At 47.0% G+C, this 13165-nt stretch carries 17 protein-coding genes and 1 other annotated feature; all 17 genes read right to left on the reverse strand.

All coding sequences use genetic code 11. The features are described 5' to 3' along the window. Positions 1–169 precede the first annotated feature (169 nt). A complete protein-coding gene (locus ACQ5BJ_RS25375; protein WP_430112909.1) occupies positions 170–784 on the reverse strand; it encodes a class I SAM-dependent methyltransferase in 615 nt (204 codons plus the stop codon). A gap of 181 nt (positions 785–965) precedes the next feature. Further along, entirely contained in the window at positions 966–1331 is a 366-nt protein-coding gene (gene rplL, locus ACQ5BJ_RS25380; RefSeq protein WP_005544568.1) for a 50S ribosomal protein L7/L12, read from the reverse strand. Between the two features lie 46 nt (positions 1332–1377). After that, positions 1378–1881 carry a 50S ribosomal protein L10 gene (gene rplJ, locus ACQ5BJ_RS25385; protein ID WP_005544571.1) on the reverse strand — a complete coding sequence of 168 codons (504 nt, stop codon included), beginning with the start codon at positions 1879–1881 and terminating at the stop codon, positions 1378–1380. A gap of 60 nt (positions 1882–1941) precedes the next feature. After that, positions 1942–2107: a sequence feature (ribosomal protein L10 leader region), on the reverse strand. Positions 2108–2215: 108 nt separating this feature from the next. Beyond that, positions 2216–2908 (reverse strand): 50S ribosomal protein L1, encoded by a 693-nt coding sequence (gene rplA / locus ACQ5BJ_RS25390; protein WP_005544572.1) that lies wholly within the window; start codon positions 2906–2908, stop codon positions 2216–2218. 61 nt (positions 2909–2969) lie between these two features. Beyond that, positions 2970–3395, reverse strand: a complete 426-nt coding sequence (gene rplK, locus ACQ5BJ_RS25395) for a 50S ribosomal protein L11 (RefSeq protein ID WP_005544573.1) — start codon at positions 3393–3395, stop codon at positions 2970–2972. Between the two features lie 76 nt (positions 3396–3471). Beyond that, complete coding sequence (gene nusG / locus ACQ5BJ_RS25400) at positions 3472–4005, reverse strand: transcription termination/antitermination protein NusG (protein ID WP_005544574.1); 534 nt, start codon at positions 4003–4005, stop codon at positions 3472–3474. Between the two features lie 23 nt (positions 4006–4028). After that, entirely contained in the window at positions 4029–4220 is a 192-nt protein-coding gene (gene secE / locus ACQ5BJ_RS25405; protein WP_040735664.1) for a preprotein translocase subunit SecE, read from the reverse strand. Positions 4221–4258: 38 nt separating this feature from the next. After that, positions 4259–4408, reverse strand: a complete 150-nt coding sequence (rpmG, locus tag ACQ5BJ_RS25410) for a 50S ribosomal protein L33 (protein WP_019420680.1) — start codon at positions 4406–4408, stop codon at positions 4259–4261. A gap of 475 nt (positions 4409–4883) precedes the next feature. Then, positions 4884–5543, reverse strand: coding sequence for an RNA polymerase sporulation sigma factor SigH (gene sigH, locus ACQ5BJ_RS25415; RefSeq protein WP_005544576.1), 660 nt, complete (start codon positions 5541–5543; stop codon positions 4884–4886). 207 nt (positions 5544–5750) lie between these two features. After that, entirely contained in the window at positions 5751–6290 is a 540-nt protein-coding gene (locus tag ACQ5BJ_RS25420) for an NYN domain-containing protein (protein ID WP_005544577.1), read from the reverse strand. Between the two features lie 11 nt (positions 6291–6301). Further along, entirely contained in the window at positions 6302–7042 is a 741-nt protein-coding gene (gene rlmB, locus ACQ5BJ_RS25425) for a 23S rRNA (guanosine(2251)-2'-O)-methyltransferase RlmB (RefSeq protein WP_005544578.1), read from the reverse strand. Positions 7043–7076: 34 nt separating this feature from the next. Then, positions 7077–7559, reverse strand: coding sequence for a Mini-ribonuclease 3 (locus ACQ5BJ_RS25430; RefSeq protein ID WP_430112915.1), 483 nt, complete (start codon positions 7557–7559; stop codon positions 7077–7079). Positions 7560–7602: 43 nt separating this feature from the next. Further along, positions 7603–9018 carry a cysteine--tRNA ligase gene (gene cysS / locus ACQ5BJ_RS25435; protein ID WP_289356544.1) on the reverse strand — a complete coding sequence of 472 codons (1416 nt, stop codon included), beginning with the start codon at positions 9016–9018 and terminating at the stop codon, positions 7603–7605. A 30-nt stretch (positions 9019–9048) separates the two neighbouring features. Further along, on the reverse strand, positions 9049–9822 hold the full coding sequence (gene cysE, locus ACQ5BJ_RS25440; protein WP_412071057.1) for a serine O-acetyltransferase: 774 nt from the start codon (positions 9820–9822) through the stop codon (positions 9049–9051). Between the two features lie 604 nt (positions 9823–10426). Further along, on the reverse strand, positions 10427–11875 hold the full coding sequence (gene gltX, locus ACQ5BJ_RS25445) for a glutamate--tRNA ligase (RefSeq protein WP_216633905.1): 1449 nt from the start codon (positions 11873–11875) through the stop codon (positions 10427–10429). A 43-nt stretch (positions 11876–11918) separates the two neighbouring features. Then, complete coding sequence (gene ispF, locus ACQ5BJ_RS25450; RefSeq protein WP_005544587.1) at positions 11919–12401, reverse strand: 2-C-methyl-D-erythritol 2,4-cyclodiphosphate synthase; 483 nt, start codon at positions 12399–12401, stop codon at positions 11919–11921. Between the two features lie 32 nt (positions 12402–12433). Continuing rightward, positions 12434–13141, reverse strand: a complete 708-nt coding sequence (ispD, locus tag ACQ5BJ_RS25455; protein ID WP_430112919.1) for a 2-C-methyl-D-erythritol 4-phosphate cytidylyltransferase — start codon at positions 13139–13141, stop codon at positions 12434–12436. Positions 13142–13165: the final 24 nt, after the last annotated feature.

Consider the following 13165-nt stretch of genomic DNA (forward strand, 5'->3'; position numbering starts at 1 on the left):
GATTACAACTTCATATCCGATAGACTTGCCCAAAATGTAAACATTATACGTCATTTCGCAAAAATGTATGCATCCTTTCAAAAAAAGGCTTGACAATTTGGTCATGTAAAGACATGAAGCCTATCCTAATACTGACATTTTATAATAATACCATATTGGGTACTTGGAGTCAACTTGGAAATGATTTCTTCGCTTGATAGATCCGATACCCTTTGTCCTTCACTACTAATTCTACGTTTTCTTCTCCAAACAACTGTTGCAGCTTCGCTTCAGCTGATGGCGCCCCCTGTTTCTTCTGAATCACGATCCAGAGAGCTCCTCCATCCACTAGATGCTGATAGGATTGTTCGAATATCCGATGAACAACTTCTTTGCCTGCACGAATTGGTGGATTCGTAAGAATTACAGAATACTGTTCATTGCCAAGCGCATTAAGACCATCACTCTCTTGAATCGTGACGTTATGGATTCCATTAAGAAGAGCATTCTCTCTCGCCAAATCCAAGGCCCGTTCATTCACATCTACCATGGTGACTTGCCCACGCTTAGCCAGCTTTGCCGCAGTCAATCCAATTGGGCCATATCCACAGCCCACATCAAGAACAGCAGCATCTTCAGGGATGTCCATGTAATCAATCAGCACACGACTGCCGTAATCGACACCACCCTTGGAAAACACACCTGCATCTGATACAAATGCTAGCTGCATACCACGCAAAGCTGTAGTCCATTTTTTTCGATCATGCTCTACTTCTGGACGCTTGCTGTAATAATGGCCTGTCATCTCGATCCCTTCCTGTCATGGTGAAAATAAAAAGTGCTGTCGTTCATTGGCTAAGATGCGCGTCGAGTTCCCTTTTTACACTTCGTATTCGATTACATCCATGCTAAATCGGTAAGTCGTATCTTAGACAACGAACCCCTTGAAAACAGGTTCAAGGGGTTCGCACTTTCGCAAGCAGAGATTACTTCACTTCTACAGATGCGCCAGCTTCTTCGAGCTTCGCTTTTACTGCTTCTGCTTCTTCTTTGCTTACTTTTTCTTTCAATGGTTTCGGGCAGTTGTCTACCAAGTCTTTTGCTTCTTTCAAGCCAAGACCAGTGATTTCGCGAACAACTTTGATAACGTTGATTTTGCCTGCGCCTGGTGCAGTCAAGATTACGTCAAATTCAGATTGTTCAGCTGCGCCAGCGTCACCAGCTGCGCCACCTACTACAGCTACAGGAGCTGCTGCAGTTACGCCGAATTCTTCTTCGATTGCTTTAACAAGGTCGTTCAATTCCAATACGGACATGCCTTTGATGGCTTCCAAGATTTGCTCTTTGCTCATTTGTTAAACCTCCATATTTAATAAAATGTATGTTACGCGATTAAGCTTACGCTTCCGCTTCGTTCTTCTCTGCAACGGCTTTGACAGCCAATGCGAAGTTGCGCATTGGTGCTTGGAGCACGCTGAGCAACATGGACAACAAACCTTCGCGGGAAGGCAATGCTGCCAAAGCTTTGATTTGATCTACGTCAACGACGCGACCTTCAACGACGCCACCCTTAATTTCAAGGGCTTCGTTTTTCTTCGCGAAATCGTTCAAGATTTTCGCAGGTGCTACTGCGTCTTCACGACTGAACGCGATAGCCGTCGGACCAGACAATACTTCATCAAGTTCAGACAACTCAGCTTCTGCTGTCGCACGGCGTACCAATGTATTTTTCAATACTTGGAATTCGATGCCTGCTTCACGCAGTTGCTTACGAAGTTCAGTAACTTGTGCTACTGACAATCCACGGTAGTCAGCAACAACCGTTGTAGCGCTGCCGCGCAATTTCTCAGCGATATCTTGTACGGCTTGCTGTTTCGCTTCGATTACTTTTGCGTTTGCCACTCGATCCACCTCCTACAAGGTTCTACTTACACCGTATCCTGTCCGATATCTTCTACCTACTTCAGCATAAGAAAAGCCTCTGTAGTTCACTACAGAGGCATCACGATAGCACTTGGTGCGCAGACGTATCAACGACACGCCCCAAGCACTCAGTCTATTTCGAACACCTCGGTAGGAGATTAAGCCTTTCGGCACCTACTGTCTACGGTACGATTATTCAAAAGTTAATTGCATGTGTTAGCAACTCTATTAGCATAGCATGGATAGGCGAACGATGTCAACCATCCACAAAACTTGCCAATATTCTGCTAGATTTTCCATACAGGAATGAATCTTAGCGGAAAGATGCTGTGTTCACACGTGCTGCAGGACCCATCGTGGAAGAAACCGCGATGTTTTTCAAGTACACGCCTTTAGCCGCTGCTGGCTTCGCACGGTTCAATGCATCGATCAACGCTTTGAAGTTGTCATGCAACTTGTCCGCATCGAAAGAAGCTTTACCGATTGGAGCGTGGATTTGACCTGCTTTATCCAGACGGTATTCGATTTTACCAGCTTTGATCTCTTGGATCGCTTTAGTAACGTCGAATGTAACCGTACCGGCTTTAGGGTTAGGCATGAGACCTTTACCACCGAGGATACGTCCCAATTTACCTACTTCGCTCATCATGTCTGGCGTAGCTACGCAGACATCGAAGTCGAACCAGCCTTGTTGAATTTTGTTGATCATATCTTGATCGCCTACAAAATCAGCACCAGCTGCTTCTGCTTCTTTCGCTTTTTCGCCTTTTGCAAAGACGAGAACGCGTTTTGTTTTACCTGTACCGTGTGGAAGTACAACTACCCCACGAACAGCTTGGTCTTGTTTACGAGGGTCTACACCCAAGCGAACAGCCACTTCAACTGTTTCGTCGAATTTTGCTGTAGCCGATTTTTTCACCAATTCAATGGCTTCCATCGACTCATAAGCTGCATCTCTATCGATGAGCTTCGCAGCTTCGATATATTTCTTGCCACGTTTTGCCATTTTAATTTCCTCCTTTGTGGTTTTAGCGGATTAACCTCCCACATGCGCCAAGAAGAACGTATTAGTCTTCTACGACAAAGCCCATGCTGCGAGCTGTACCTTCAACCATACGCATAGCCGATTCAACGGATGCTGCGTTCAGGTCAGGCATTTTTTGCTCAGCGATTTGACGTACAACGTCGCGTTTCACTGTTGCAACTTTTTTCTTGTTCGGTTCACCGGAACCTTTTTCAACCTTAGCCGCTACTTTCAACAATACTGCAGCCGGTGGAGTCTTCGTGATGAACGTAAAGGAACGATCTTCGAATACAGAGATCTCAACAGGAATAATCAAACCTGCTTGGTCAGCTGTTTTCGCATTGAATTCCTTACAGAACGCCATGATGTTGACACCCGCTTGACCCAATGCTGGGCCTACCGGAGGCGCTGGATTCGCCTTACCCGCTGGAATTTGCAATTTAACGACTTTAATGACCTTTTTCGCCATTTCAAACACCTCCTTGCGCTAGTTATGTGAGAGTAAGGTTGCCCTATCTCACAAAAGAAACCATTAGAAAGATGTATTAAATCTTCTCCACTTGGTGGTAATCCAACTCAAGAGGGGTTTCTCTTCCAAACATGTTGACATGAACCTTAAGCTTCTGCTTGTCTGTAACGATCTCTTCGACCGTACCGACGAAGTTTGCAAAAGGCCCTACCTTGATGCGAACCGATTCCTTCAAGTCGTACTCGACTTTTGGTCTCGGATCTTCCATCCCCATTGTCTTCAAGATCTGTTCGACCTCTTCTGGCAACAGTGGAATAGGCTTCGAACCAGAGCCGGTAGATCCGACGAATCCGGTAACCCCTGGCGTGTTGCGAACAACATACCAAGACTCATCCGTCTGAATCATTTCAACCAAAACATACCCCGGGTAAACTTTACGCATGACAACTTTCTTTTTGCCATCCTTGTTTACCATTTCTTCTTCCATCGGAACAAGAACGCGGAATATTTTGTCTTCCATGCCCATGGATTCAACGCGCTTTTCCAAATTGGCTTTTACTTTGTTCTCATAACCTGAGTAGGTATGAACAACGTACCATCTTTTTTCCATAACTAAGCCACCTTGGGACTTTATTAAATAATCGCTTCGACTATCGCGGAAATACCGATATCAAGGACCCAGAAATAAAGCGTCATAAAGATAACCGTGGCTAATACGACGATCGTGTAGCTTGTCAGTTCTTTACGATTGGGCCAGCGAACCTTTTTTAATTCACCCCAGCTGTCGGCAAAGAAGGAAAACATCGAACCGAAACTTTGTTTCAGTTTCCCGAAGAAAGCCACGGACTACACCTCCATCAGACTTATCTCGTTTCGCGATGAGAAGTATGCTCGTTGCAGAACTTGCAGAATTTCTTCAACTCAATGCGGTCTGGGTGATTACGTTTGTTCTTTGTTGTCGTATAGTTGCGTTGTTTGCAGTTCGTGCAAGCCATCGTAACGATTACCCGCATGTAGTACACCTCCTGAAGACACCTTAATGATAAGAAGCGTCGAATTTCCCCAAGCAGAAACGGATTGACCATCCTTCTACAGGGGGACAAGTCGTCTCTTGTGCGCTGAATAATCCACTCTCAGTCTCATAACCAATCATTTCTTATTCAGTAAATACGTACGCATATTTAGGGCTACCTAAAACACTTTATCACAAGGGTCAAATGATGTCAATGATAAGATGTTGACGCCGTGGGGGGGGGCGATGCCTTTCACTCTACCATATTCGACAGCCGCTTGACAAAGGAAAAGATCACTAATGCTCTTATTCGATATCAGTATGGTGGAATAAACAACAATCTAAACCCTATTCGTTACAAAACCTTTCATTTTCTACTGTTTATCTGCCCTCTTGAACGCATATTCATCTATCTTCTAAAAAAGAGCTTATCCCCCACACTTGGTTGATAAGCTCTCATACCTGTATTTGACTTATTAACATTCGCTATCCCCGCCATCCCGTAACTCCAAATATCGCTCCAACTTGCGCTTGACTCGCTGTAGCGCATTGTCTATCGATTTGACGTGGCGATCCAGATCGACGGCAATTTCCTGATAGGAACGCCCATCCAAGTAAAGCATCAGCACTTTCCGCTCCAAATCGCTCAATATTTCAGACATCTTGTCCTCAAGCCCGACGAATTCTTCCTGATTGATGATTAGCTCTTCAGGATCAGATACCCGAGATCCACCGATCACATCCAGCAAGGTACGATCCGAATCCTCATCATATATCGGCTTGTCCAAGGACACATAAGAATTCAGTGGTATGTGCTTCTGGCGAGTTGCCGTCTTGATTGCCGTAATAATCTGTCTCGTAATGCACAATTCAGCGAACGCCTTGAAAGAGGCCAGCTTGTCTCCCTTAAAATCACGAATCGCCTTGTATAATCCGATCATGCCTTCTTGAACAATATCCTCACGGTCAGCGCCGATTAGAAAATATGAGCGTGCTTTCGCTCGAACGAAATTGCGGTACTTGTTAATTAAGTATTCGAGCGCTTCGCTATCTCCCTCCCGAACCGCGTCGACTAACTGTTCATCCGACGAACGTTCGTATGAGGAGATGCTTAATACTTTGAGGTCAACACTCACTAGCAATCCCTCCGGCCTGCAACGCAATCCATCCGTTACATCACAAATGATAGATTCAGTATATATGAATCTATCTATCAACGTCAACCAAAGGAAGCCTTATCCTGTGCGGAATTTGAGCATTATTCCAAAATAATACTATGCATTTGGCTGCATACGCCACTTATAACGATGAATATGGCATTCATTGCTCTTGTGAGCTTCTGCTCAATCCTCTTCTCCTCGGCGCAGCCGTTCGAGCTTAAGCAGTTGATCCAGCTTCAGCTTCCCTTCAATAGGATTGCGTTTAATTGGCTGTATCGCCTGTTCACGGATCTTCGTTTCGACCTCGCGCCGGGCTTGCATAATAATAAGTCTAAGTTCACGAGCTGAAATACGGAGCGCGCCCTGTGCAAAAGCTACATTCTGCTCCGTCATGTCAGAAGTCGCAACGTAGATTTGCCGACGACGGTGACCGAGTTCTCTTGCGAGACGCTCAATACACTCATCCGCTGTTTCCTTTTCCTTCGTGAATTGTACCGTTACTTTGCCCTGTGCATATTTGGCACCTAAGCCTGGAACACGATAAGCATCGAATACGACAATTGCTCTCCGGCCTGAATATGCCTGATAGTCCGCAAGCATATTCAGCAGCCGTTCTCTTGCTTCATCTAAATCTTTATCTTTCACCTCTCTTAGCTCCGGCCACGCCCCAATCATGTTGTAGCCGTCTACGAGAAGCACATCTCGCCAGTCCTGACGCTCCATACCGAGCAGCCTCAGCCGCGACGCCGGCGCACGACCTCATACATGAAGATGCCTGCAGCTACCGACGCATTAAGCGAGTTAATTTGCCCTGCCATTGGAAGCTTGTACAGCATATCGCAATTTTCCCGAACAAGTCTGCCCATTCCTTTATTCTCGTTGCCGATGACAAGTGCGATAGGAAGATTGAATACATCTGCTTCATAGATGTCTTGAGTTGCCGATACATCTGTACCTACAATCCATACGCCGCGTTCCTTCAACTGCTGCATCGTCTGTACCAAGTTAGTCACCTTTGCTACAGGTACATATTCAACCGCTCCCGCTGATGTTTTGGATACCGTAGCAGTCAGCCCTGCTGAACGGCGTTTCGGAATAACAACCCCATGTGCTCCTGTGCAATCTGCGGTACGAAGAATAGAGCCCAAGTTGTGTGGATCTTCAATTTCATCTAACAGGATCAAGAACGGTATCTCGCCCTTTGCCTCAGCCTGAGCCAAGATATCATCTACTTCTACATAATGATATGCAGCAACCTGTGCTACAACTCCTTGATGCTGAACACCCTCAACCATTTGATCAAGCTTTCGCTTATCGACCGTTTGGATGACTACGCCAGCTTTCTTGGCTTCTGCGATAATCGGGCCTGTTAAATGTTTTTGTGCGTTTTCCGCGATCCATACTTTATTAATCGTTCTTCCAGATTTTAGCGCCTCGGTAACCGAGTGCTTCCCAGCAATGTATTCTTCCTGCATGCGTATGCGCGCCTCCCGTCTTGATGTTTCCTTCTTACTTTGGCTGCTGTTCCTTCTCGTGTGCTTGAACAATCATATTAACGAATTGCTGCATCCGTTCAAAGTTTTCATTCAAGTATAAATAACCGAATAGCGATTCAAGCGCTGTTGCTTGTCTATACTCACTTACATTCGCGCTCTTCGGCACGCTGGACTTCGTATTGCGTCCTTGTCGAACAACATCTGCCTCTTCATCGGTCAAATGCGGTGCCAGCAGTGCAAGGGCACGTGCCTGCGCTTTGGCAGATACATACCCAGTCGCCTCTCTATGCAAATGATTCGGTCGATGATTCGGCTGTGATATAAGGTATTGTCTAATGGCAATTTCGAAGATGGCATCGCCGATATAGGCGAGCACAATCGGATGCAACTGTTTTGGCTGCTTCATAGGGGCAAAAGGGAACAGCCATGTCCCCTCAGCCCCTAATTCCTTCCCATCCCTCATTGCTAATTGATGTTCCTGTTGATTATCATTCATTGATTATGCTCAAGCTCCTTCGTCAACCGTAATGCCGCTGCCACTATTTCCGACGCCAGCGTACACCCTGAGGCGTATCTTCCAGAACGATCCCCTGCTCGGTCAACAAATCGCGGATTTCGTCAGCTCTCGCCCAGTTTTTCGCTTTGCGAGCATCGTTACGCTCTTGGATGAGTCGTTCAATTTCCTCATCCAGCAATTCTTCGTCCTTGTCCAGCACCAATCCAAGCACACCGTTCATCGCTTCAAAAGCGTCAAGCAGTGCTTCCAGATCCCCTGCTGCTAACGCATCAGATTGCTGCAAATACGAGTTCGCCTCACTTGCCCATTCGAATACAGCTGTAATGGCATCCGCTGTATTGAAGTCATCCTGCATCTTGGCGTCAAAGGTCTCTAGAATGGAAACAACCTTCGCTTGAATCGCTTCATTTGGATCCTCCTGCATGGAACGATCTGCTTTCAATGATGCCAACGCATGACGCACATTCGCAACTGCATTCTCAATGCGGCTAACGCTCTTCTCTGCTTGCTCCATCGCTTCAGCACTGAAGTTCAGCGGATTGCGATAATGGGTCGACAGCATGAAGTAACGCAATGCGCCTGGATTGTATTGCTTACGCAATTGTTGAACAGTCACCCCGTTGCCAAGCGACTTCGACATTTTTTCATTATCAATATTAATATATCCGTTATGCATCCACACGTTGGCAAGCGGCTTGCCCGTAACCGATTCGGATTGCGCAGCTTCGCATTCATGATGCGGGAACTGCAGATCCTGACCGCCGCCATGGATGTCGATCGTTTCACCCAAGTACTTGCGCGACATAGCCGAACATTCAATATGCCAACCTGGACGGCCTTCTCCCCATGGGCTGGCCCACGATATTTCACCCGGCTTGGCTGCCTTCCACAATACGAAGTCAGCCGCGTCCTCTTTGCGCTCATCTACTTCTATGCGAATGCCCAATTGCAGCTCATCTACATTTTGACGAGAAATCTGTCCATACTTTGCGAATTCTCTCGTACGGAAATACACATCGCCACCCGATTCATAAGCCTTGCCGCTCTCCACGAGTTCCGAAATAAAGGCGATGATTTCTTCCATATTATCCGTTACACGAGGGTTATTCGATGCACGGCGAATGCCGAGACCATCATTATCCTCATAGAACGCCTGAATGAAGCGATCCGCAACCTCCGGCACTGTCGATCCCAGTTCAGCCGCTTTGCGGATCAACTTGTCATCTACATCCGTGAAGTTCACGATGTAGTTCACTTCATAATCCAGTGTTTCTAAATAACGGCGCACTACATCAAAAAATATCGCGGGCCGCGCGTTTCCAATGTGAATATAATCATACACGGTTGGTCCGCATACATACATTGTAACGCGATCCGGATCTATCGGCTGAAATGGCTCTTTCGTGCGTGTCAGCGTATTATAAATGTGCAAAGTCATTCAAGTTACTCCTCCTTGATGTTCGAGCGTCTATTTGTTCACTTTCTCAAGTTCTTTTTTTGGTGATTCAGATGATTTTGATGATTCGGCAGACTCTTCATCAGCAGACTCATCTATCTGCTGACTTGCTTGGCTGGCAAGCGATCCATTGTCCGATTCTGTTCGCTGCTTCAATTGATGAAGCTCAGCCTTCACTGCATCCAACTCATGCTGCATGTTGCGAAGCATATCAATAACAGGGTCAGGAAGTTGGGCATGGTTCAAGCGATCAATCCGTACTCCATCCTGCTTCACTACCCGTCCCGGTATGCCTACAACGGTACAGTTCGGCGGAACCTCTCGAAGCACAACGGAATTGGCTCCAATGCTTGAATTATCTCCGATGGTGAAGGAGCCTAACACCTTAGACCCGGAAGCGATGACGACGTTGTTCCCAATCGTCGGATGCCGCTTCCCTTTCTCCTTCCCAGTCCCCCCTAACGTTACACCTTGGTAAATAACCACATCATCGCCTATCTCACAAGTTTCTCCAATAACAACCCCCATACCGTGGTCAATGAACAGTCTCTGACCAATACGAGCACCAGGATGTATTTCGATCCCTGTCATGAATCGGCTAATTTGAGAAATAATACGCGCTGTTGTATACCAGCGCCAGCGGTAGAACTGGTGTGCGATGAGATGTGCCCATATCGCATGCAGGCCTGAATAGGTAAAGATAACTTCAAATCGGCTACGTGCTGCCGGGTCGTTATCGAACACCGCTTGCACATCGGATTTCATTCTGCGAATGATACGCCACATGCTCTATCCCCCCCGGAACTTAGCGAATTGAGTTAGGGTTCTCTCTCTTGTGCACCATGTGGATGCATGAATTCAAGGCAATAAAAAACGTCTCTGCAGCATGATGCTGCAGAGACGCGATGCGCGGTTCCACTCTGCTTAGACAACATCATGCCTCTATCGCCGTTCCGCACCAACGGATACAAGCTCATTACATAGCAGACACCTGTTATCTCTCTTGAACATCCATAACGCGGATGATTCGCCATCCCCTACCCATGCATCACATGCATGCTCAAGGACGGAGCTTCCGGGTGCATCGCATAAGCTTAAAATGGAACGACTTGCAGCCTGTTAGGCGAGATGGACTTTTCAACTCCACCATTCCCCTATCACGATCGTTCTCTCTGTTCATTTTTGTAAGGCTTATACTCTCCCGTTCAACGCTATTGTTCGTATTCTCATTCATACAGCTCTTTGCATGACTTTTGTTCAGAACGAATTTATGAAAAGGATTCTATCGTAAGTATATTCGAAGCATGTGCTGCATGACAATAACCAAACCTTGAAAGTTGCACAACTTCGAATCTGAACCATCAATGGCATCCTCGTTTCCGGTGAATCTCTATGCGTTCAAGCGAGCAAGAACCTTTTCTTTGCCTAACAGAACGATCGTTTCGTTTAAATCTCGGCCGTGCATTTGACCAGATACAGCAACACGAACCGGCATAAACAAGCCTTTGCCCTTAGCGCCCGTTTCCTTCTGTACTTCCTTCAGCGATGCCTTGATCGTATCCGCATCCCAAGTCGCAGCAACTTCCAGCTTCGCACGAAGTGCGGACAATACAGTTGGAACCTGTTCTTCAGCCAGTACAGACTTTGCTTCTTCATCGATGACAAGCTCTTCACGGAAGAACATCTCTGACAATTCCACAATATCGGAAGCACAGTTCATTTGCTCCTGATACAGCTTCACAAGCGCAGCCGCCCATGCTTGCTGCTCTTCATTCAACTGGTCCGGCAAGCGTCCTGCACGTTGAAGATGAGGAATCGCTAATGCCGCAATGCGGTCGGGATCAGCTTTCTTCATATACGTATTATTAATATGCGTCAGCTTATTCGTATCAAATACAGCAGGACTCTTGGACAAGCGTGTCTCGTCGAAGATCGAGATCAGCTCTTCCAAAGAGAATATCTCTTCTTCACCTTTAGGGGACCAGCCAAGCAGCGCAATGAAGTTGACCATTGCTTCTGGCAAGTAACCGAGCTGCTCATACTGCTCGATAAATTGAATAATGGATTCGTCCCGCTTGCTCAGTTTCTTATGGTTCTCGTTAACGATCAGCGTCATATGACCGAAGATAGGAGCTTCCCATCCGAACGCTTCAAAAATCATAAGCTGGCGAAGGGTATTGGTAACATGGTCTTCCCCGCGCAGGATGTGGGACATCCGCATCAAATGGTCATCGATAACCACTGCGAAATTGTAAGTCGGAATGCCATCCTTTTTCACGATTACCCAGTCGCCTGTTGTATCCGATTCAAACGTAATTTCACCTTTAACCATGTCGTTAAATGTATACGATCGTCCTTGCGGTACACGGAAGCGAATGCTCGGCTTACGCCCTTCTGCTTCCAAACGAGCATGGTCTTCTGCAGACAAGCTGCAGCACTTGCCGGAATACTTCGGCGTTTCGCCGCGCTCAACCTGTGCTTCTCGCTCCGCTGCAAGCTCATCTTCCGTACAATAGCAGCGATACGCAAGACCACGCTCAAGCAACTCATTCACATATTTATTGTAGATATCCAAACGCTCCGTCTGGCGATAAGGCCCATATTCGCCGCCTACATCAACGCTTTCATCCCAATTCATGCCGAGCCACTTCATATACGTAAATTGGTTCTCTTCTCCGCCTTCCACATTGCGCTTCACGTCCGTATCCTCGATTCGAACGATGAATTTCCCCCCATGGTGGCGTGCGAACAAATAATTAAACAATGCCGTACGCGTATTGCCAATATGTAAGTGTCCTGTTGGGCTTGGTGCGTAACGAACTCGAATATCGTTATTCATGATTGCTTCACTCCCGTACTTTGTCTTTCCATTAATCATTTCATCATACCATATTGTGAAATAAGCAGACAACAGCCTGTGCGGCAATTCCTTCGCCACGCCCTGCAAAGCCTAGCTGCTCTGTTGTTGTAGCCTTTACATTCACCTGCGATTCTTCCGCCCCGAGCGCCCTAGCAATATTCGCTACCATAGCCGGGATATGCGGCAGCATCTTCGGCTTCTGTGCAATGATTGTGCAGTCAATGTTGCCTAGACGATACCCCCGCTCAACAGCCAGTGCCCATACATGTTCTAACAGCTTCATGCTGTCTGCATCTTTGAATGCTGGATCCGTATCTGGAAAATGCTTGCCTATATCCCCTAGTCCAAGCGCACCCAAAATAGCATCACTGACCGTGTGCAAAAGCACATCAGCATCTGAATGCCCAAGCAATCCCTTCTCGTACGGAATACGAACACCGCCGATAATACACGGGCGTCCTTCTACCAACTGATGAACATCGAATCCTTGACCCACTCTAATCATCCGAATGCCTCCCTCTCCTTCTGCCTCTAGATTCAAGTTCTTGAAGCCTTATGGCGAGACAGCCACCATTCAGCCCACTCCAGATCATCTGGCGTCGTCAGCTTAATGTTCGTATAGCTTCCCTCTACCACATGAACAGCAATTCCCATCCGCTCAACGAGCATTGCATCGTCTGTTCCAACGAATTGCTCCTGCTCAGCAAGCTCATGTGCAGCCATTACATCCTCCAGCCTGAAAGCCTGAGGTGTCTGAATGGCCCATAATCTGCTGCGATCAGGCGTTGCCGTAATGATACCGGAATTGTCCACCTGCTTAATGGTATCCTTGACCGGAACGGCCAATACGGCCGCTCTGTGCTGCCGGGCCGCATCATAACATGCGCTTACTTTGCCCGGCTCTACAAAGGGCCGTACACCATCATGGATACATACATACTCAATGCCGCGCGATTTCAGAGCCTGGAGGCCAGCATATACTGAATGCTGTCTCTCCTTGCCCCCTGCGACGATGTCTTGTACCTTATGCAATCCGTATTGTTTCACCCATGCTTCGCACCGCGTATAATCCTGTGCCGAAGTTACCCATGCGATTGACTCGCATTCCTCCATGGCTTGGAACCGCTCTACTGTATGGATGATTACTGGCTTGTCCTTTAATTTCAAATACTGCTTACTCTCTTCCGTACCCATGCGCGTGCCTTTTCCGGCAGCGACGATGACCACGCCAAACCCTCTGTCCATCCTTGCTAACCCCCATGATGGTAG

Origin of the sequence: Paenibacillus sp. B1-35, assembly GCF_050474385.1 — a bacterium.
Classification (GTDB): Bacteria; Bacillota; Bacilli; order Paenibacillales; family Paenibacillaceae; genus Paenibacillus_B; species Paenibacillus_B alvei.